This is a genomic window from Salsuginibacillus halophilus (assembly GCF_003014715.1).
GTDB classification, from domain to species: domain Bacteria; phylum Bacillota; class Bacilli; order Bacillales; family Marinococcaceae; genus Salsuginibacillus; species Salsuginibacillus halophilus.
On record NZ_PYAV01000005.1, the window covers coordinates 213,235 to 234,108 of the forward strand.

The 20,874-nt window shown below is 45.5% G+C and carries 15 protein-coding genes; 11 read left to right on the plus strand and 4 right to left on the minus strand.

Annotation, left to right across the window (positions count from 1 at the left end):
- Nucleotides 1-130 precede the first annotated feature (130 nt).
- The 7 genes from pcrB to gatB all read left to right on the plus strand — a co-directional run bounded on the left by pcrB (nt 131) and on the right by gatB (nt 9,699).
- Nucleotides 131-823, plus strand: coding sequence for a heptaprenylglyceryl phosphate synthase (gene pcrB / locus B0H94_RS06155; protein WP_106588427.1), 693 nt, complete (start codon nt 131-133; stop codon nt 821-823).
- A gap of 120 nt (nt 824-943) precedes the next feature.
- Nucleotides 944-3,139 carry a DNA helicase PcrA gene (pcrA, locus tag B0H94_RS06160; RefSeq protein ID WP_106588428.1) on the plus strand — a complete coding sequence of 732 codons (2,196 nt, stop codon included), beginning with the start codon at nt 944-946 and terminating at the stop codon, nt 3,137-3,139.
- Nucleotides 3,140-3,157: 18 nt separating this feature from the next.
- Nucleotides 3,158-5,155, plus strand: coding sequence for an NAD-dependent DNA ligase LigA (ligA, locus tag B0H94_RS06165; RefSeq protein WP_106588370.1), 1,998 nt, complete (start codon nt 3,158-3,160; stop codon nt 5,153-5,155).
- Nucleotides 5,156-5,192: 37 nt separating this feature from the next.
- Nucleotides 5,193-6,392, plus strand: a complete 1,200-nt coding sequence (locus B0H94_RS06170; RefSeq protein ID WP_106588371.1) for a CamS family sex pheromone protein — start codon at nt 5,193-5,195, stop codon at nt 6,390-6,392.
- 102 nt (nt 6,393-6,494) lie between these two features.
- Nucleotides 6,495-6,779, plus strand: coding sequence for an Asp-tRNA(Asn)/Glu-tRNA(Gln) amidotransferase subunit GatC (gatC, locus tag B0H94_RS06175; RefSeq protein WP_106588372.1), 285 nt, complete (start codon nt 6,495-6,497; stop codon nt 6,777-6,779).
- Between the two features lie 13 nt (nt 6,780-6,792).
- Nucleotides 6,793-8,250, plus strand: coding sequence for an Asp-tRNA(Asn)/Glu-tRNA(Gln) amidotransferase subunit GatA (gene gatA / locus B0H94_RS06180; RefSeq protein ID WP_106588373.1), 1,458 nt, complete (start codon nt 6,793-6,795; stop codon nt 8,248-8,250).
- Between the two features lie 15 nt (nt 8,251-8,265).
- Nucleotides 8,266-9,699: an Asp-tRNA(Asn)/Glu-tRNA(Gln) amidotransferase subunit GatB gene (gene gatB / locus B0H94_RS06185; RefSeq protein ID WP_106588374.1), complete on the plus strand. Its 1,434-nt coding sequence runs from the start codon at nt 8,266-8,268 to the stop codon at nt 9,697-9,699.
- Between the two features lie 633 nt (nt 9,700-10,332).
- On the opposite strand, the gene pepF is transcribed toward gatB, so the two are convergent.
- Nucleotides 10,333-12,150, minus strand: coding sequence for an oligoendopeptidase F (gene pepF, locus B0H94_RS06190; protein WP_106588375.1), 1,818 nt, complete (start codon nt 12,148-12,150; stop codon nt 10,333-10,335).
- 266 nt (nt 12,151-12,416) lie between these two features.
- Between pepF and B0H94_RS06195 the strand changes: the two genes are divergently transcribed.
- Both B0H94_RS06195 and B0H94_RS06200 read left to right on the plus strand, forming a co-directional pair.
- Complete coding sequence (locus B0H94_RS06195) at nt 12,417-13,859, plus strand: MDR family MFS transporter (protein ID WP_106588376.1); 1,443 nt, start codon at nt 12,417-12,419, stop codon at nt 13,857-13,859.
- 55 nt (nt 13,860-13,914) lie between these two features.
- Nucleotides 13,915-15,462, plus strand: coding sequence for an FAD-dependent oxidoreductase (locus B0H94_RS06200; protein ID WP_106588377.1), 1,548 nt, complete (start codon nt 13,915-13,917; stop codon nt 15,460-15,462).
- Here B0H94_RS06200 and B0H94_RS06205 read toward each other — a convergent pair.
- Together B0H94_RS06205 and B0H94_RS06210 are read right to left on the minus strand one after the other, a co-directional pair.
- Complete coding sequence (locus B0H94_RS06205; protein ID WP_106588378.1) at nt 15,445-16,521, minus strand: NAD(P)H-dependent flavin oxidoreductase; 1,077 nt, start codon at nt 16,519-16,521, stop codon at nt 15,445-15,447. The genes B0H94_RS06200 and B0H94_RS06205 overlap by 18 nt on opposite strands.
- Before the next feature lie 86 nt (nt 16,522-16,607).
- Complete coding sequence (locus B0H94_RS06210; RefSeq protein ID WP_106588379.1) at nt 16,608-16,961, minus strand: YuzC family spore coat inner layer protein; 354 nt, start codon at nt 16,959-16,961, stop codon at nt 16,608-16,610.
- Nucleotides 16,962-17,101: 140 nt separating this feature from the next.
- Between B0H94_RS06210 and B0H94_RS06215 the strand changes: the two genes are divergently transcribed.
- Both B0H94_RS06215 and B0H94_RS06220 read left to right on the plus strand, forming a co-directional pair.
- On the plus strand, nt 17,102-18,304 hold the full coding sequence (locus B0H94_RS06215) for a class I SAM-dependent rRNA methyltransferase (protein ID WP_427909932.1): 1,203 nt from the start codon (nt 17,102-17,104) through the stop codon (nt 18,302-18,304).
- Between the two features lie 117 nt (nt 18,305-18,421).
- A complete protein-coding gene (locus B0H94_RS06220; RefSeq protein WP_106588381.1) occupies nt 18,422-19,558 on the plus strand; it encodes a GGDEF domain-containing protein in 1,137 nt (378 codons plus the stop codon).
- 139 nt (nt 19,559-19,697) lie between these two features.
- On the opposite strand, the gene B0H94_RS06225 is transcribed toward B0H94_RS06220, so the two are convergent.
- A complete protein-coding gene (locus B0H94_RS06225) occupies nt 19,698-20,789 on the minus strand; it encodes a branched-chain amino acid aminotransferase (RefSeq protein ID WP_106588382.1) in 1,092 nt (363 codons plus the stop codon).
- Nucleotides 20,790-20,874: the final 85 nt, after the last annotated feature.

Here is a 20,874-nt window from a genome sequence, read left to right on the forward strand (position 1 = left end):
CATCGATGAATGGGGGTTTATCTGCTATAATTAATGGTTGAAGTTTGCAGATGAACCGTAGAAAACGAAACAGACGAAGCACCGGTCTTCACGGGACACAGTGGTGGTTTGTCTTATGGAGGAAAAGACGATGATTGATATGTCAACGTGGCGGCATGTGTTTAAATTAGATCCTGCAAAAACATTAAATGAAGCTGAACTTGAAGCCGTATGCGAATCAGGTACAGACGCCGTCATAATCGGCGGTAGTGACAATGTCACCCTCGATGATACACTCCGTCTCCTTGCATCGGTGCGCCGTTATGCAGTGCCGTGTGTGTGTGAAGTATCAAATCCAGAAGCAGTCACACCGGGGTTTGATGCGTACTTTATCCCCTCGGTACTTAACGCAAAAGACCCGATGTGGATCACAGGGATGCATCAGCAGGCATTAAAGGCTTTTGGTCCGCTCATGGATCATGAAGAAGTGGTCGGTGAAGGATACTGTATTTTAAATCCAGAAGCAAAAGCTGCTATGCTGACCGGGGCAAAAACCGATCAAACTGCTGAAGATGTTGAGGCATATGCCCGGTTAGCTGAAAAAGTGTTCCGGCTTCCGCTGTTTTATGTGGAATACAGCGGCATGTACGGTGAAACTGAAGTTGTTCAAGCAGCGAAACGCGGTCTTGAAAAAACCCAGCTTTTTTACGGCGGCGGCATAACAAATGAAGCAGAAGCAAAAGAAATGAGCGGTATTGCAGATACGATTGTTGTCGGTAATGCGCTTTATGACAATTTCCGTGAAGCCATTGCTACAGTTAACGCGGTTAAAGCACAAAGTTAATTTAGCAGTATTTACGTTGAAGTTACATCGGCTTGTTTACAGTAGATTTAAGAAAAATTCTACGCTTCAGCCCAGTGATGAAGCGTAAAACATAGAGGTGGTTGCGTCGTGCAGAAACGAATGGTTGAACAGCTGTTAGCTGGTTTAAATGAAGAACAAAAGGCTGCGGTCATGCATACAGAAGGTCCGCTCTTAATTATGGCAGGCGCTGGTAGTGGAAAAACGCGGGTACTCACGCACCGGATTGCTTATATGATCCGGGAAAAAGGGGTCCCGCCGTACAACATTTTAGCGATTACTTTTACAAATAAAGCCGCGCGTGAAATGCGGGAGCGTGCTGAGCAGCTCATCGGCGGTACTGCCGACAGCCTCTGGGTTTCTACATTTCACTCTATGTGCGTACGGATTCTCCGGCGCGACATTGACCGAATCGGCTATAACCGGAATTTCTCTATTTTAGATGCATCAGACCAGCAGACAGTCATTAAGCAGGTGTTAAAAGAACAGAACATTGACCCTAAAAAGTTCGAGCCCCGCGCGATTCTCGGTGCGATTAGTTCGGCGAAAAACGAGTTGAAAACACCTTCTGATTTTGCGAAGGAAGCCGAGGGCCCATTCCAGGAAGTTGCGGCTGATGTGTATGCAGCTTACCAAAAGCGGTTAAAAGGCAATCACGCCCTCGATTTTGACGATTTAATTATGATTACGATTCAGCTGTTCCGTCAGGTGCCGGAAGTGCTTCATTATTATCAGCGGAAATTTCAATACATTCACGTAGATGAGTATCAAGATACGAACAAAGCTCAATATATTCTTGTGAACCTGCTTGCAGAAGCGCACCGGAACTTGTGTGTTGTTGGTGACTCCGACCAATCGATTTATAAATGGCGCGGCGCAGACATTGCGAACATTTTATCGTTTGAAGAAGACTACAGTGATGCAAAAGCCATTCTGCTTGAGCAGAATTACCGCTCGACCCAGACGATTTTAAATGCAGCCAACGAAGTCATTAAAAATAACCAAGGCCGTAAACCAAAAGAATTGTGGACAGATAACCCGGAAGGAAAAGGGATTCATGTTTATGAAGCAGCTGATGAACGTGAAGAAGCGTTTTATATTATTGATGAGCTAAAACGTGGCGTTCGCGAAGGGGAATTCGGCTATCAAGATGCTGCTGTGCTTTACCGGACGAATGCGCAGTCTCGTGTGATTGAGGAAATGTTCAATAAATCAAACATTGCGTATCAAATGATCGGCGGAACGAAATTCTATGACCGTAAAGAGATTAAAGATATCCTTGCGTACTTGCGGCTTGTAGCCAATCCGGAAGACGACATCAGCCTGCAGCGTATTATTAACGTGCCAAAGCGCGGGGTTGGGGCAACGACAATGGACAAGGTTGCAGCATACGCAGACCAAAATGGGATTTCTCTATTTACCGCAGTGAAAGAAGCAGACCAGACCGGGGTATCAGCCCGTGCGGCGAAACAGATGATTGCTTTTGCAGAACAGCTTGAACAGTGGGTACAGATGCAGGAGTACTTGTCGGTGACCGAAATTTTAGAGCAGTTAATTGACCGGACAGGTTACCGGGACATGCTCCGTGAAGATCAGTCGCTTGAATCTGCGAGCCGGCTTGAAAACATTGAAGAATTCGTCACAGTCGCCCAGGAGTTTGAAAAACGTCAGGATGATAAAACGCTCATCGCTTTTCTTACGGATCTTGCGCTTGTCTCGGATATTAACGAAAGTGATGAAGCAGCAGACGAGGATAAAGTGACAATGATGACGCTCCACGCAGCGAAAGGTTTAGAGTTTCCGGTCGTCTTTCTGCTCGGTGCAGAGGAAGGCATTTTTCCGCACAGCCGTTCGCTTGCTGATGACACGGAAATGGAAGAAGAACGCCGGCTTGCTTATGTCGGTATTACCCGGGCGGAAAAACACCTCCATATCACGCGGGCCAATATGCGCCGGATGTTTGGAAAACTGCAGACGAACCCGCCATCCCGCTTCATTAGTGAGATTCCGGAGGTGTATATTGAAACTGCCGGACGTAACCACGGCGGTCAAACGATTGCACAGGCGCCGAAACAGCGGAATACAAAGCAGCCGCAGGCGGCCGTTAATACAGGTGGTGCAAGCTTCGACTGGCAGGTAGGCGACCGGGCAGTTCATAAAAAGTGGGGAACAGGCACCGTGGTAAGCACAAAAGGTGAAGGCGAAGATTTAGAGCTTGATATCGCCTTCCCAACAGAAGGTGTCAAACGTCTATACGCCAAGTTTGCCCCGATTACAAAAGAAACATCGACAGAGTAAGGAAAGGACGAAACGATCATGAAGCAGAAAGAAGCAGCTGTACGGATTGAAAAACTGCGTGAATTGCTTGAGTCCTATAACTACCATTATCACGTGCTCGATGCACCGAAAGTATCTGATGATGAGTACGATGCGTTGATGCGTGAACTGTTAGAGCTTGAGCAGGCTCATCCACAGCTTCAAACGTCAGATTCACCATCTGTTCGTGTCGGCGGTGCGCCGCTCGAGCAATTTGAAAAAGTGGCGCATGATACGCCGATGCTTAGTTTAGGCAATGCTTTTAATGAGCAGGAGCTCCGCGATTTTGACCGTCGTGTGCAGGGCGGTGTGGAAGGAGAAGTATCCTACAACTGTGAGCTTAAGATTGACGGGCTGGCGGTTTCACTCACGTATGAAGACGGCCGGTTCGTCCGCGGGGCAACCCGGGGTGACGGCCGGGTCGGAGAAGATATTACGAACAACTTAAAAACGGTAGGCTCAATTCCACTGCGTTTAAATGAGCCGGTGGATTTAGAAGTTCGTGGTGAAGTGTTTATGCCGCAGGGTTCCTTTGAAAAACTTAATGAAGAAAAAGAAGCCGCCGGCGAAGCGCCATTTGCCAATCCGCGTAATGCTGCTGCCGGCTCGCTCCGGCAGCTCGACCCGAAAATTGCAGCGCAGCGGAATTTGGATATTTTCTGTTATGCCATTGGTAATGATGAAGCTGCCGGGATTACAAGTCATCATGAGGCGCTCACTTATATGAAAGATCTCGGCTTAAAGACAAACCCAGAAAACAAGCACTGCCCAACGATCGAAGATGTGCTGACGTATGTGAATGCGTGGGTGGAAAAGCGCAGCGGGGTGCAGTACGAAATCGATGGCATCGTTGTTAAAGTTGATAGCATTGCTCAGCAGAAAACGCTCGGCTTTACGGCAAAAAGCCCGCGTTGGGCAATCGCTTATAAATTTCCGGCAGAAGAAGTGGTGACTACACTGACTCATATCGAACTTTCTGTCGGCCGTACAGGGGCTGTCACTCCTACCGCTCATCTTGAACCTGTTCAAGTTGCAGGGACCACTGTAGCGCGAGCATCGCTTCATAATGAAGATTTAATCCGTGAGAAGGATATTCGTATCGGAGATCAAGTTGTGATCAAAAAAGCAGGCGACATTATTCCTGAAGTGGTGCGCGTACTTGATGATTTACGTACAGGTACAGAAACCCTGTTTCATATGCCAAAACATTGTCCGGAGTGCGAAAGTGAACTCGTGCGGATCGAAGGCGAAGTTGTGCTACGCTGTGTGAACCCGGAGTGTCCGGCACAAATGAAAGAAACCTTGATTCACTTCGTTTCCCGGGACGCTATGAATATCGATGGCTTAGGCGAAAAGGTAATTGAACAACTCTTTAAAAATCAGCTTGTAAATGGCATACCGGATGTATATAAGCTTGAACGAGAATCCTTACTGCAGCTCGAGCGTATGGGGGAAAAATCCGTAAGCAACCTTTTACGTGCCATTGAAGCTTCAAAAGATAATCCGCTTGATCGCTTATTATTTGGGCTCGGAATCCGGTTTGTCGGTTCTAAAGGCGCACAGACGTTAGCTGAGCAGTTTGGTACGATGGAACGGCTTGAAAAAGCAACTTATGAAGAGTTGACCGCCATCTACGATATTGGTGATAAAATGGCGGATGCAGTTGTACATTACTTTGCCAATCCGGATGTGCAGATGGTCATTCAAGAACTACGCCGGCTTGGGTTAAACATGACGTATCAGACGGAAACAGAAGGTGAAGCGGACGATACGTTTGCCGGAATGACCGTTGTTATCACCGGAAAGCTTGAAAACTGGTCGCGGCCGGATGTAAAAGCCCGCATTGAAGCAGGTGGGGGAAAAGTCACCGGAAGCGTCAGCAAAAATACGGATTTATTAATCGCAGGAGAAGACGCCGGTTCTAAGTTGGAAAAAGCTGAAGAGCTCGGCATTAAAGTGTGGGGTGAGACAGAGCTTGCAGCCCAGTTTGACCTTTAAGCGTTAAGCTTCAGCCGGCATAGAGAGGAGAAAAAAGATGAAAAAACGTTGGCTGCTGGCGGGGGTACCGCTTTTGTTTTTGAGCGGTTGCCTTGATTTTTTAGAAGAAGATGAAGAAGCGGTAGAGCTTGAAGAAGAGGAAGAAGAAACTGAAGAACAAGATGTGGAGTTAAGTCCGGAAATACCAGCGCTTGACAATGAATATCGTACCGTGCTCCAGGATGGACAGTATATTCACGGTAATGCCCGCGGCTTCAGTACCGCAGTCATGAATAACCGGATGGACCTTGAACGTTTAGAGACCGGGTTGATGGAGGTTGCTTCTGAAGAATACTCGCCGGAAACGTATTATTTTAGAGAAGGTCAATACATTGAGCGCGAAGAATTAAACAGCTGGCTCGTGCGCCAGACGGATGAAGAAGACGACGGCGATCCTTCAACAGATGTTGAGGGGTTAAACCCGGCATTAGGTGAAGGTGAAGACTTTGAAGAACAGCAGCGGAGCAGTCCGCGTGTATTATCGCATATTATGGAGCATAATTACGTCGTAGAAAACGATGAAGGCGCGCTGCAGCTTGGCGGGGTTGTGATTGGCTTATCCATGAATGAGGCGTATTATTTTCGTGAGCAGCTAGACGACGGTACGTTTGGTCCTTGGTATGAAGAAGAGATTCCAGAAGAAGTAAGCATTGAACAAGGGCAGGAAATTGCAGAGGAAGTTCTTGAGCGCCTGCGCAATGAAGCGCGGGAAGAGGGAAAGCTTGATAAGGTCCCGGTAACATTCGCAATATACAGAGAAAGTCCGCGCGATGCAGCCGTACCAGGTTCCTTTTTAGCGACAGCAACTGCGCCGCCAGAAGCTGACATCGGCAGCTGGGAAACAAAAAATGAAGCCTATTATTTGTTCCCCTCAAGTGAAACAGAAGCCGAAAATATTGGTGATTCTGACCGCTTCAGTGAGTTTAAAGATGAAGTGAATGAGTTTTTTGAAGATTACGTTGGTGTAACCGGTGTAGGGCGTTATCAAAACGAAACGCTTCAAGAAATGACAAAGGAGATTCCGATCCGCTTTCATAGCAAAACAGAGGTGATGTCGTTTGCACAATATGTCGTAAACTTACTGGATCGCTATCCACAGGAAGTGGATATTGAAGTAGAGATCACCTCGGATGATGGAACGGAAGCTTTAATTATTAAAGAACCGAACGAAGAAGCAGAAATGCACGTTCTTCGATAACTCTCTTTGCCACAGTGAAGGCTCATTTGGTATCATCGTAGTATTGGAAAATGATACGCGCTTATAAATAAAGTCGCATTATTAAACGATGGAGGTGACGTTATGATTACAAAAGAGCAGGTTGAACACGTAGCTCATCTTGCACGTCTCGAAATTGGTGAAGATGAAATTGATGATTTCACGAATAAACTTGATGCAATTATTGGTTACGCAGAGCAATTAAATGAACTGGATACGACAAATGTTGAACCAACAACACACGTTATTGATATCCGTAATGTACTTCGTGAAGATGAAAATAAACCATCAATCGAGCGTGAACAAGCGCTTGGTAATGCACCAGAGTCCGAAGACGGTCAAGTGAAAGTACCATCCGTCTTAGATTAAAGGAGGGAACCGTATGTCATTAATAAAAGAAAGCTTTGCATCTTTACATACAAAGCTTGAAAACCGTGAAATCAGTGTTTCAGAACTGGTTGATGCTTCCCTGAACCGGATCAATGAAGTTGACGGCCAAGTGCACGCATTTCTTACAGTCAACGAAGATGAAGCCCGGGCACAGGCGAAAAAGCTCGATGAAAAAATCGGTGTTGATGGCGGTAAAGGCGCACTTTTCGGCCTGCCAGCCGGTATTAAAGATAACATCATCACCCGCGGGGTGCGTACAACTTGTGCGAGTAAACTGCTTGAAAACTTTACGCCGGTACATCACGCTACAGTGATGGAAAAACTCGATGCAGCTGAATCTGTATCGGTAGGGAAATTAAACATGGATGAATTTGCGATGGGTTCTTCCAATGAAAACTCCGGCTTCATTGCGGCACGTAACCCATGGCATTTGGATTATGTACCGGGAGGGTCAAGCGGCGGCTCTGCAGCAGCAGTCGCAGCCGGAGAAGTCACATTTGCCCTTGGTTCAGATACTGGCGGCTCGATCCGTGAGCCGGCAGCTTACTGCGGCGTTGTTGGCATGAAACCGACCTACAGTCGCGTATCTCGTTTTGGATTAGTAGCTTTTGCATCCTCGCTCGACCAAATCGGCCCATTAACACGCAGTGTAGAAGATAATGCTCACGTTCTCCAGCAGATTGCAGGTTTTGATAACCGCGATTCCACCTCTGCCAATATGGATGTACCGAACTATGTTGAAGCACTTGGCGGCGACGTGAAAGGCATGAAAATTGCTGTACCAAAAGAATACCTTGGCGAAGGCGTAAATGAAGACGTCCGCGCTCACGTTTCCAATGCTCTGCGCGAACTTGAAAAGCTTGGAGCAACTTGGGAAGAGGTTTCTCTCCCGCATTCACAATATGCGGTGGCTGCGTACTATTTGATCGCTTCTTCTGAAGCATCGGCCAACTTGGCCCGCTTTGACGGTGTCCGCTACGGTGTGCGCCACGATGCCCGTAATGATTTGATTGAGATGTATAAAAAGACGCGGAGCGAAGGCCTCGGAGACGAAGTAAAGCGCCGCATTATGCTAGGTACTTTTGCGCTTAGCTCAGGCTATTATGATGCGTATTATAAAAAAGCACAGCAAGTACGAACCTTGATTAAGGAAGACTTTGACAATGTTCTACAGCAGTATGATGTGATTATCGGGCCTACGGCACCGACAACCGCCTTTAAGATCGGCGAGAACATTGATGATCCTTTAACAATGTATGCCAACGATATCTTAACAATTCCGGTAAACCTTGCCGGTGTACCTGCGATCTCTGTGCCGTGTGGTTTCTCCCATGGCCTGCCAGTCGGTTTGCAGATTATCGGTAAACCGTTTGATGAGCGGACAGTTTACAAAGTCGCGCATGCTTATGAACAAGCCACAGAACATGCAAAAGCACAACCAGTGCTGTAAGGGGGGACATAAAGAATGAAATTTGATACAGTCATTGGCTTAGAAGTCCATGCCGAATTAAAGACGAATACAAAAATCTTCTGCTCCTGCTCCACAGCGTTTGGCGCTCCGCCAAATACGCAGACATGCCCAGTTTGTCTCGGTCATCCAGGTGTATTGCCGGTATTGAACAAACGAGCGGTGGAGTATGCGATCAAAGCAGGTTTAGCTACAAACTGTGACATTGCTGAAGAAACGAAATTTGATCGGAAGAATTACTTTTATCCAGATAACCCGAAAGCTTATCAGATATCGCAATTCGATAAGCCGATTGCAGAAAACGGCTCAATTGAAATTGAAGTGAACGGGAAAAAGAAAAACATCGGTATTACCCGAATTCATATGGAAGAGGATGCCGGTAAGCTAACTCACGATGAAGATGGAGGCCACTCCCTTGTTGACTTCAACCGTGTAGGTACGCCGTTAATTGAAATTGTTTCTGAGCCGGATATTGAAAGTCCTGAAGAAGCGTATGCGTATCTTGAAAAATTGAAAGCTATTTTACAGTACACAGAAGTATCTGACTGTAAGATGGAAGAAGGTTCTCTCCGCTGTGATGCGAACATTTCCTTAAAGCCGGCAGGTCAAGAAGAGTTCGGTGTCAAAACAGAGCTTAAAAACTTAAACTCCTTTGCAAACGTGCAAAAAGGACTTGCTTACGAGGAAAAGCGTCAAGAAGCAGAGCTTCTCTCCGGCGGCGAGATTTTGCAGGAGACGCGGCGCTGGGACGATGCAAAAAAAGAAACGGTCCTGATGCGGGTGAAAGAAGGGTCGGATGATTACCGTTACTTCCCAGAACCGGATCTTGTAACGCTTTATGTCGATGATGAGTGGAAACAAACGATTGGCGAAGATATTCCAGAGCTACCAGATGCCCGCCGGGAGCGCTACATTCACGACTTGAACCTGCCGGCATATGATGCAGGCGTGGTGACACAGGTTAAAGCGATCTCGGACTACTTTGAAGAGATGGTAGCACAAGGCGCAGACGCCAAGCAGGCAGCTAATTGGCTCATGGGTGAAGTGAACGCGCACTTGAACGCAGAGCATCTCGAAATTACCGATGTGCCAATGCAGCCAGGAGAACTTGCCAAGCTGATTCAGTTGATTGAAAAAGGCACAATTTCAAGTAAAATTGCAAAGCAGGTCTTTGCTGATTTAATTGAAAAAGGCGGCGATCCGGAAAAGATCGTTGAAGATAAAGGCCTTGTACAAATTTCAGATGAGGGCGAACTGCAGCAGATTGTTGATAACATTCTTGATAACAATCCTCAGTCCATTGAAGACTTTAAAGGTGGTAAAGACAAAGCCTTTAAGTTCCTCGTCGGCCAGGTGATGAAAGAAACAAAAGGGAAAGCTAACCCACAAGTTGTTAACAAGTTAATCGAATCCGGTATCGAAGCCCGGTAAAAAAACAGAGCCGTCCGCATTACGCGGGCGGCTTTGATCGTTGAAAAAGTACAAAACTTAAAATTCACGCACAGCTCACTACTCCAAGCTCCACGAGCCGCCCTTAAAAACCAAATCATGAACGTAACTTTCACTTTAGACGGGCGCTTTTCCGAGGGCTTGGCTTGATCCTCTGGGAGTCGCTGTATATCGCTTCGGCCACTGTTACATTTACGGATCATCAATCATTTCCAATGTATATGGTTCGTTTTAACATTGATGAAGAGTCATTATGAAATTGATTCATGTAGCTATTGCTTGATCAAAAAGATCTCTACAATTCATGATCATCAAATGATGCAAGGCTGACGAGCATCGGCGGCGACGCTTACACAGAGCAACGAGTGAGAAAATCCCGCAGGCAGCGATAGTCCACCGAGGCAGTGGAGGAGGTACAAGAGGCTAAGAAAACACGGTGAGATCAAGCGATATCGCACTTGTGCCCTCCGGGTGCAAGCGTCCGTCGAAAAGTGACGTCAGCCTTCACTTTTCTTAAAAGTTTGTCTACACACTGAACCGCCCGCATTGCACGGGCGGTTCAGCTTTTTTAAAAGAGTGAATGGCTTCATCCCACTGGGAAGTGATCATTAAGCGTTATTCGTCAGCAAAGCTTGCTTCGAGTTCATCAACAAGAGATCCAACGTAGGCGACAGCTTCTTGAATCGGTTCTTTTGTCGTCATATCGACACCACTAAGCTGCATTAAATCCAGCGGTTTCATTGTACCGCCGGCGCGTAAAGAATTTAGCCACCGTTCTACAGCAGGTTCGCCTTCCTCAATAATGTGACGGCTTGCTGCAGTTGATGCTGTTAGGCCGGCAGAGTACGTATATGGATATAAGCCCATATAGTAGTGGGGCTGCCGCATCCACGTTAAACCAGCCCGTGCATCTACGTTCACTTCATCTCCCCAAAATGTTTGCAGAACATCTTGTTTTTCGTTACATAAAAGTTCAGCTGTTACCGGCGTTCCTCGATCTGCATAGGCGTAAATACGGCGCTGTAGTTCGCCTTCAAGAATATGAGTGACAAAGTTATGGTAATACGTTCCAAGCGATTGCAAAACGACCCACCGGCGCATTCGCGGATCATTCGATTGATCAAGGATGTGGCGGCTTAATAGCATTTCATTCATCGTCGACGGCGCCTCGATAAAGTAACGTGAAGGACGAACATTTGCTAAGCGTTGGTTTTTACCGGCAAGGCGAAAATGAGCTGCATGTCCAAGCTCATGCGCTAGTGTAAAGGTATCACCCATGGAGCCATTCCATGTCATTAAAATGTAAGGATGAACACCGTATGGACTGCTGCAAAAAGCGCCGGAGCGTTTGCCAACGTTGTTCGCTCGATCAACCCAACGGTTATAGAGCCCTTCTTTAATAATACTCATGTACTCTTCGCCCATAATTTCCAAGGCATTTTCAATGTAACTTGCAGCTTCGTCATATGATACTGCCGGTGAAAAATCCGGATCAAGCGGCACTTTTAAATCGGCATAATGCATTTCATCTAATCCGAGGACCCGCTGTTTTAACTTAGCGAGCCGGCGCATGTGCGGAGCAAGCTCGGTTAAAATGGTGTCGAGCTGCCGGTGATACATATCTTCGCTTACTTCTTGATCATACAGTAGAAATGAAGTGACTGAATCATGACCCCGGAGCTTTGCCTCGGTGACTTGTTTTTTTACTTCTGTTGCAAAAGTAGCGGCATACGTATGTTTGTATTGGTTAAGTGTATCGTAAAACGTATTGTAGGCTTTATGGCGCATTTCAGTATCTGCAGAAGCCTCAAACGATTCGAATGTGTTAAAGGTAAGTGGATATTCCGTTTGGTCAGCCGTTTGAAACGATGGAAATGTTAAGTCCGAAGATTTACTCCGTTCGTAAATCATAAATGGTGACTGCTGGAGATCACCAAACGCCGCTAAGACTTCTTCTGTTTCCGGAGCAAGCTTATGTTCACGTGAGGCAAGCAAATCTGTAAGCATCTTTTGAAACTCTTCTAAACGCGGTTCTTCTTTGAAAAACTGAGTTAATTCGTCATGAGATAACTGTAATATTTCCGAGGAAATAAACGAAAGTCTGGCATTAAAGTTTGCTGCAGCAGCACCAGCGCGGGCAGCTTTAGTTTGATGCGCAGGATCGGTTCCGTCACCGGACTGGTTTAAATGCGCATAAGTAGTCATGCACATCAGTCGGGCACGAAACTCATCGTACGCAACAAGACCTTGGTACAATGTAGCTGCACTTTCCACTAGTTGACCGGCAAAACGCGTAACCTTCTCGACTTCGGTTTCAAGCGCTTGAAGCTCTTCCTCCCAAGATTGATCTGTTGCAAATAAATCCGTTAAATCCCAAGTTTCTTCTGTTGGAACGTGCGCACGCGTTAACGTTTCTTTTGTCGTTGTTCCCAAAGTAATTCACCCTTCCATAAGTATGATACAAGTAATGCAGGCAGTGTTTGTCCGTCGAAAAGTGATAAACATCGGTTATCGACACGTTGTAAAATTTCGACTTGCGAAATATACTTATTATTTTATAGAAAAAAATGAAAATTTTAAAGGGTAGATCGCAAGTTTGTGAAATTAACACTTATGTAATTTGTCAGTACAAATCAGCAGGCGTATAATTGGTCTTTAGGTTCACGAAAAAGTATAGGCGATGATTGTGAGGTAAAATCATGGCAGAGACACAAAACTACAGTCGCGTATTAATTGCAAGTCTATTAATTGCCGGCGCGTTTATTGCAATATTAAACCAAACGTTGATGATTACAGCGATTCCACCGATTATGGAAGAGATGAACATCACAGCAAATACAGGGCAGTGGTTAACGACAATTTTTATGTTGATCAATGGAATTATGATTCCGGTATCTGCATTTTTAATTGAGAAATTTACCACCCGGCAGATCTTTTTAACGGCAATGGGTGTTTTCGCCTTTGGTACGCTCGTTTGCGCGCTTGCTCCGAACTTCTCGGTGTTAATCACCGGGCGTGCTGTTCAGTCGGCAGGTGCAGGTGTCATGCTTCCATTAATGCAGACGGTTTTTCTATTAATCTTTCCTGTAGAAAAGCGTGGAGCAGCCATGGGTTATATCGGGCTCGTCATTTCTTTTGCACCTGCGATAGGGCCTGTTCTTTCAGGGTATATCACCTCTAATTTTGATTGGCGGATCATGTTCTGGGGCATTTTGCCGCTTGCTTTAGTTAAGATTGCTATTGCGTATTTTGCGATGCGGAACGTGACAGAATTAAAGCATCCAAAAGTTGATCCGATATCAATTATTTTATCTTCTTTAGGTTTCGGAGGCTTATTGTACGGCTTCACAAGTGCTGGTAACTTCGGTTGGGCAGCACCTACAACTCTAGTGTCACTTGCCCTTGGCAGCGTAATCATTGTTATCTTTATTATGCGGCAATTGCGGATGTCGCATCCGATGTTAGAATTCCGCGTATTAAAGCGCAAAGTTTATACATTATCTGTGATTATTTGTGCAATTAGTTTCATGGGGTTAATCGTACTTGAAACGATTATTCCAATGTATATGCAGAACATGCGTGGTTTTACAGCTGCAGAAGCAGGGCTCGTCTTGCTTCCAGGCGCGCTTATCACAGGGCTTATGGCGCCCATTACAGGAAGAATCTTTGACCGCGTAGGTGCAAAAGCTTTAGCTGTACCGGGGTTAATCATTATGACACTTGCTACAATTAGTCTCTTATTTATTGATACGACAACGTCGCTAGGCTACTTAGCCACGATGTATGCGATCAGAATGTTTGGCTTTTCAATGGTGATGATGCCTGTGAATACAGCTGGCCTTAATCAAATGCCACCTAAATTGATTCCTCATGGTGCAGCGGTAACAAATACGATACGCCAGCTGGGTGCATCGGTTGGGACGGCCGTGCTTGTTACAGTAATGACAACAACTGCCGCAGCTACAGAGGGTTATGAAGCTGTCAGCCGCCCTGATATTTTTGGTGTTGTGGTGGCATTCAGCGTAGTTGCGCTTTTAACATTAGCGGCGTTAATCTTATCGTTCGCATTAACAAAGACCTACCCACCGACAGATGAAGAATGGGATGAAGAAGAAAAACAAGTGAAAAAACATGACGTTTAGAAAGGATAATTTTTCTTAAGAACGGCAAGGCTGTATCCGGAAAGGATGTGGTGATGTGAGTGAAGAATTCCGAGAAACTCCACAGCTTCCGGAGGAGCCGTCCTCGTATTGGCGTGAGCATACGACGCTCACCTCTTATACGAAGCTGAACGAGGATAAACATACGGATGTTGTCATTGCCGGCGGCGGGATCACAGGGATTACGACAGCTTACTTGTGTGCGAAAGCCGGTTTTAACGTAGTTCTACTTGAGGCAGGGCGTATTCTGGACGGTACAACGGGTTATACCACCGCCAAAGTAACGGCCCAGCATCAAATGATTTATGATCAGCTGCGACGCCACTTTGGTGATGAGAATGCTCGCTTGTACTATGAAGCAAACGTTGAAGCAATGGCGTTTATTGAAGACACTGTTGAAACATACGGGATTGACTGCGATTACGAAAAACAGGATGCTTACGTTTATACAACGACCAATCAAGGGCTGGGCAAGTTAAAGCGTGAGCATGAAGCATACGAAGAACTTAACATCCCTGGTTCATACGTTGATCAGATGCCGCTCTCGCTGGAGGTTAAAGGTGCACTGAAGATGCCTGATCAAGGTCAGTTTGATCCGGTGAAATTTGCGTCGGCCCTTTTAGCACAAGCGGTTGAACACGGAGCAGTAGTGTTTGAAGATACTCTTGTTGAAGATGTGAATGTTGAAGACGGTGTTGTTACAGTCACAACCGATGCAGGCTATCGTGTAATGGCTTCGCACGCAGCGGATGCCTCTCATTTTCCATTTCATGACCATGGTGAGTTTTTCTTCGCCCGTCTGCATGCTGAGCAGTCTTATACAGTAGCGGCAGAGGTTGAAGATACGTATCCCGGCGGGATGTATATCAGCCTTGAAAAGCCGGTGCGTTCAATTCGGTCGGTAAATACAAAAAATGAAAAGTTATGGCTATTTGGCGGGGAAGGTCACAAAACAGGACAGGGACAGGATGAATTGCATCATTATGAAGCATTAAAGCAATTTGCTGATGAGAATTTCACAACGAAGAGCTTTCCTTATCGTTGGTCGTCGCACGATATTTTCACGCTCGATAATTTTCCGTTGGTCGGTGAAGCTGACAAAGATCTGCCTAAAGTTTATACAGCAACTGGCTTTCAAAAGTGGGGCATGACCAACGGCACGGTTGCTGCAATGATTATAGCTGGAGAAGTGACCGGTGAGAAAAGTCGATATGCTTCGTTGTTCTCACCGCAGCGTTTCGTTACGGATCCTAGCTTAAAAACACTTTTAAAACAGGGCGCCAATACCGCCGGTGCTTTTATGAAAGGTAAATTTGGTGAAGGTTTACTTGATCCGGAAGAGTTAAACCCTGATGAAGGTTCGCATGTGAAATACGAAGGCAGCCATGCCGGTGCTTATCGGGACAAAGACGGCCGGCTGCACATCGTCGATACGACCTGCACACATATGCAGTGTGAAGTGGAATGGAATGAAGGCGATCGAACGTGGGATTGTCCATGCCACGGTTCTCGGTTTAACTATGATGGTGAAGTTTTGACAGGTCCGGCAAAAAAACCGCTGGAACAGTTAAACGTTTCCGAGTAGCTTATCTGTATCTTTAGTAATGGTTTCAATGATTTCATGCACTGCATGCTTACTACTAAGCCGCGGGCTTTGTCCGGACCATAGGGACATAAGCTCCGGCTTATTTTGATCGGCAGCAGCTTTACGTATCGGTGCTGTAATATGATGTTGGATCGGATAAGTGGGAAAGTCATTCTCAAAATCTACCATATCACGTATAAACTGATTGGCTAGCCCGCGGGCAGGTTTGCCGCTGAATGCTTTAGTGATAACAGTATCGCTTTCTTTACTCTTTAAGATGTGCGCTTTATGAAGGGGATGAGCACTGCTTTCTTCGGCGGTTACAAATGCCGTCCCAAGCTGAACGGCTCGAGCTCCAAGCATCAATGAGGCCGCCGTTGTTCGACCGTCCATAATGCCGCCAGCAGCGACTACCGGAATATGAACGTGATCACACATTTGTGGAACGAGCGACATTGTACCAATCATTCCGGCGCTAAATGAGGTGTTAAAGGTGCCGCGATGGCCGCCTGCTTCACTCCCTTGTGCTACAACCATATCCATCCCGGCAGCTTCGTTCGCGACGCCCTCGTCAACAGTAGTAGCAGTGCCAATAAGTGTGATGCCTGCCGCTTTCAATGCTTGTACCACTTGTGCCGGCGGCAGTCCGAACGTGAAGCTGACCACCGGAACGTTATGCTGTTTAACAATTTCAATTTGCTTTGCGAACAAAGTTTGATCTGGATAAGGTGAAGTTATAGCGTCTACAAGATTCAGTTTTTCTCGATATACAGCTGTTTGATCTTTAGAAAACTGAATAGCTTCACGCTCATTTTCCGGATATTCGGGCACGAACAAGTTCACTGAAAAGGGCTTGTCAGTGGAGCGCTTTACTTTTGTTAAAGCTTCATCTAAAGCATCACCACTCATATAGCCGGCGCCGATGGAACCTAACCCGCCGGCATTAGAAACAGCAGCCACAAGCGCAGGCGAGGTAATCCCACCGGCCATACCTGCTTGAATGATTGGAAGTTCAATGTTTAACATTTTTGTAATTGTCGTGGTTCTCCAGTCGTTCATCTTTTCAAACCTCCATGAAAGTAAATCGTTTTCATTTATTATAACTTACATGGAGGAAACAGCGCTAAGCATGACATCGTGCCAGTTCATTTCCGAGAAAAGCAGCGTCCCCATTGTAAATTCATCGTTAACTTACAGCAGCTTCCAAATGTTTCAGCATCTTCATCCATCTTAAAAGTGACAGAAGTGGGTGTGTAAGAAACCTCAACAGCAGAGTCAATTTGAAGGCTGTTGATGATTCGTTCGACTTCCTCCTTATCGTTAACTTCAGCGGCAGCCATTAACTGCTGCATAAGATCAGGCGAAGAAGTTAATTGGTTGATAAGGGCGGAACCTTTGTTTAATAAGTTTTGATAATGAGCTAAGGATGCTTCAAAATATTGAATATCCGGGTTGCGTCTCTCTGTAGTATCCGAGAAAATAAATGTTCGCTGCAGCATGAGCAACCTCCCTCATGTCTAAGTTAGGTACACTTCATATTATGCAAATATCCGCTCATTTGTGCGGCTTGCAACGGCGGCGTGTGTGAGCTATATTCAAGGCACTTATTGAAATAGGATAAAGAGGAAAGGAAGATTGAATCATGGATGAGTTTCATATATATGTTCAAGAAGAAACAAAAGCAGCTTTAATGTCGGGCAGTCCATTAATTCCTAAAGACGGCCTCATGCCAGGTCAAACACTGCCTGATGAAGGCACCGTCGTTCACGTTAGATCAGCTGATGACGAGCTGATTGGTACTGGTTATATCGGTGAACAAACAAAAGGTGTAGGCTGGCTTGTATCGCGCCGGGCAGATACCGTCATGGATGCGTCATTTTTTGCTGAAAAAATACAACAAGCTTGGCATCACCGGAGAAGTTTGCATCAATCTCAAGAGACGACCGCTTATCGTATTTTTAACGGTGAAGGAGATGGGGTTGGTGGGTTAGCGATTGATTATTATCATGGCTACGCCTTGATTCACTGGTACAGCGCCGGCATTTTTGCGTTTCAAACTGAAGTGCTTCAAGCGTTGGCAGCATTGCCAGGTGTTCAAGGAGTTTACGAGAAAAAGCGGTTTGAAACTGGAGCTATTGTCGAAGAAGAAGAAGACTTCGTTCAAGGGGAGCGGGCGCCGGAACCGCTCATCGTTCATGAGAATGGGATCAATTATGCTGTGGATCTTGATGATGGTCCGATGACGGGGATTTTTTTAGATCAGCGACACGTCCGCCGCAAGATTCGTGATGAATATGCAAGAGGCCGAACTGTGTTAAATACATTTTCTTATACAGGAGCTTTTTCTGTAAGTGCAGCATTAGGAGGGGCAGTGCATACGACAAGCGTCGACTTAGCAAACCGGAGTTACGCAAAGACCGTTGAACAATTCAGTATAAATGGCTTGGATTATGAAGCACATGACATTGTCGTTCAAGATGTTTTTCAATACTTTAAGCGTGCGAAAAAGCAAGATAAGGCATTTGATCTTGTTGTTGTTGATCCGCCGAGCTTTGCCCGTAGTAAAAAGAAAACTTTCAGTGTGAAAAAAGATTATCAAGCACTATTGGAAGAAGTCATTGCAGTTACTGCAAATGATGGGATTGTGGTAGCTTCAACAAATGCAAATGTCGTGGCGATGAAAAAGTTCCGCTCTTTTGTAGATCGTGCCTGCCAATCAATGAAGCTTGATTATCAAATTTTAGAAACCCACCGGCTGCCGGAGGATTTCCCAACTGTGAAAACAAAGGCTTACGATAGCGATTATTTAAAAGTCATCATTTTTAAAGTGAGTCGAAAGTAATTAGTTTGAACAAACTAGATTTAAAGTCTTGCTAAAAAGGGTATTTGGAACTAATTAGATTTTTGCGATATGTAAGTAATTAAGAAGTTATGATGATATGGAAAGAGGGTGAGGAGCATGCAGAACGAGATTCTTCGAAAAGCAGAACAAAAAGAGCATGTTCGGTTTGTCATTCTCGCCCTGCTCGTTGTATTTCCTGTTTTTCTATTTATTAATCTGATAGATGTACTGTTTCTCGGCAGAAATATGAATGTTACGGCGTTTATTATGCAGTCAATGTTTGGGTTAGCTTTATTTGCCGTTGTTTTGTCAATCTTTGTGAAACGTTATTTACGTACTGTCATTGAGAGCCGTGCTTACAAAGCCTTGTTTAAAAATCCCATTTATCCTGCGTTTGTTTTAACCCCGGCTGGGCGAATTGTGGAGGTGAATAGTGAGCTTGCAGATCTTATCGGTTATGATAGTGAAGAGCTCGCAGGTCGCTCCAGCCAGGAGTTTCTTCCGGTAAATGACACTGCGTTTACCACAATGATTGAGCGTATTAAAGCTAAAGATGTACCTCGTTTTCATACAAACTTTTTACATCGCGATGGTCATCTAATTGAGGTGGAGTTAACTGTAACGGTGATGACGTTAAAAAATCGAGTTGTGGGTATTGTAGGCATGGGCCGGGACCGGACAGAAGAACTACGCCTTGAAAGAGAGCTTAGAGATCAAGCAAATATTGATGGTTTGACGGGTGTGTTGAATCGGCGGGCGTTTGAAGATGTATTTGAAAAGCGGTGGTCAGAAGCGTTAAAAAGCGGGGAGCCGCTTACTGTCATTCTCGCTGATATTGATGAGTTTAAGAATTACAACGATTATTACGGTCACTTAGAAGGGGACTATACCCTCCGTCACGTGGCGCATATTCTTGAAGCAACATGTAAACGGGAACAAGATGCGCTTGCTCGTTACGGTGGGGAGGAGTTTGCAGCGGTACTTCCGACAACGAACGAGCGGCATGCCCAAATTGTGGCAGAGATGATGAAGCATAGTGTGAGTGCGCGCAAAATTCCACATAAAGCCTCCGCTACAAGTGAGTATGTGACGGTAAGTGTTGGTTTTGCTGTCATTACGCCAACAGAACATAACGACCGTCACGAACTTTTAGACCGTGCTGATCGCGCTCTATACACTGCTAAGTCCAGTGGTAGAAATCAAGTTTTTGCTTTTCATGAAATTGATGAGGAGCAGCTCGGGACTACACCGTAATATGACCTGTATATAATGTAGGCGTATGTATAATAAACAAGGGCTGACATTGCTTTTCGGCGGACGCAGGTGTCGCCAATGCTTGTCAGCCCTGCCTATGAGTTAGCCTCAAAAATTTGAGACAACTTGATTGAACCTTTTAAGGTTGTTTAGGTTCAGTCACGAGCGGCACATGCTTAGTCCAACCGAAACTATCCGTTTGGGAACCAGTTTGAATGCTAGTAATCGTGTCGTATAAATCGAGCGCCAGCTTTCCAGCTTTGTTTTCGTTAATTGTGATCTCTTCATCTTTCCATTTTAGGATGCCAACCGGCGAGATAACGGCAGCTGTACCTGTACCGAAGACTTCTTCAAGCTCGCCGTTTTGGTGAGCTGCAATAACCTCATCTACTGTAATCGGCTCCTCACGAATGGTATAGCCCCAGTAACGAATGAGCTCAATGACTGAATCCCGGGTGATTCCAGGAAGGATTGAGCCGTTTAGTGGCGGTGTATAAACTTCCCCATTGATCTTAAAGAAAATATTCATACTCCCGACTTCTTCAATATACCGCTTTTCTACAGCATCAAGCCATAAAACCTGATCATAACCGTAGGTCGCAGCATTCATTTGTGCTTTCAAGCTTGCAGCATAGTTGCCGGCAGTTTTTGCAAAGCCAACACCGCCGCGGACGGAGCGTACAAAGTCGTCTTCAACGTAAATACTTACAGGGCTCAGTTGGTCACCGCCAGTATAGTAAGCACCGACTGGTGAGAGGATAATCATTAATTTGTATTGAGCGGCAGGTTTGACGCTTAAGGCAGCTTCAGTCCCGATAATAAATGGGCGGATGTAAAGCGACTGTCCTTCTTGATTTGGCAGCCAGTCTTGATCAAGTTGGACGAGCTGTTTTAAAGCATCGACAAGAAAGCGTTCATCTACAGGCGGGATGTTCATTCGTTCATTAGAAGTGTTTAAACGTTGAAAATTTTTATCCGGGCGAAACAGTAAGGCATGATCGCTTGATGGATAGGCTTTTAAACCTTCAAAAACCGCCTGTCCGTAATGAAACACAATAGAAGCAGGATCCATTTCAAGCGGTGCATAAGGAACAATGCGGGCATCGTGCCAGCCTTCGTCTTCATGATAGTCCATAACAAACATGTGATCTGTAAAATGGGCCCCAAATGTGAGGTTGTCATAGTCTGGCTTTGCTTTTTTTTCATTTACTTTTTCGATTCTTAACTCCATGCTTGCTGCCTCCTAAGATGACTAGCGAAAGTTTTATAACTATATGTATTTTATCATAATTCAAAAAAAAATCTGTAGATATGTT

What these genes read in the sequence shown, in the direction of transcription:
- gatC (WP_106588372.1), top strand. Translation starts at nt 6,495, where the DNA reads ATGATTACAAAAGAGCAGGTTGAACACGTAGCTCATCTTGCACGTCTC.
- B0H94_RS06170 (WP_106588371.1), top strand. Translation starts at nt 5,193, where the DNA reads ATGAAAAAACGTTGGCTGCTGGCGGGGGTACCGCTTTTGTTTTTGAGC.
- gatB (WP_106588374.1), top strand. Translation starts at nt 8,266, where the DNA reads ATGAAATTTGATACAGTCATTGGCTTAGAAGTCCATGCCGAATTAAAG.
- gatA (WP_106588373.1), top strand. Translation starts at nt 6,793, where the DNA reads ATGTCATTAATAAAAGAAAGCTTTGCATCTTTACATACAAAGCTTGAA.
- ligA (WP_106588370.1), top strand. Translation starts at nt 3,158, where the DNA reads ATGAAGCAGAAAGAAGCAGCTGTACGGATTGAAAAACTGCGTGAATTG.
- B0H94_RS06220 (WP_106588381.1), top strand. Translation starts at nt 18,422, where the DNA reads ATGCAGAACGAGATTCTTCGAAAAGCAGAACAAAAAGAGCATGTTCGG.
- B0H94_RS06195 (WP_106588376.1), top strand. Translation starts at nt 12,417, where the DNA reads ATGGCAGAGACACAAAACTACAGTCGCGTATTAATTGCAAGTCTATTA.
- B0H94_RS06210 (WP_106588379.1), bottom strand. Translation starts at nt 16,961, where the DNA reads ATGCTGCAGCGAACATTTATTTTCTCGGATACTACAGAGAGACGCAAC.
- B0H94_RS06205 (WP_106588378.1), bottom strand. Translation starts at nt 16,521, where the DNA reads ATGAACGACTGGAGAACCACGACAATTACAAAAATGTTAAACATTGAA.
- pcrB (WP_106588427.1), top strand. Translation starts at nt 131, where the DNA reads ATGATTGATATGTCAACGTGGCGGCATGTGTTTAAATTAGATCCTGCA.
- B0H94_RS06225 (WP_106588382.1), bottom strand. Translation starts at nt 20,789, where the DNA reads ATGGAGTTAAGAATCGAAAAAGTAAATGAAAAAAAAGCAAAGCCAGAC.
- pcrA (WP_106588428.1), top strand. Translation starts at nt 944, where the DNA reads ATGGTTGAACAGCTGTTAGCTGGTTTAAATGAAGAACAAAAGGCTGCG.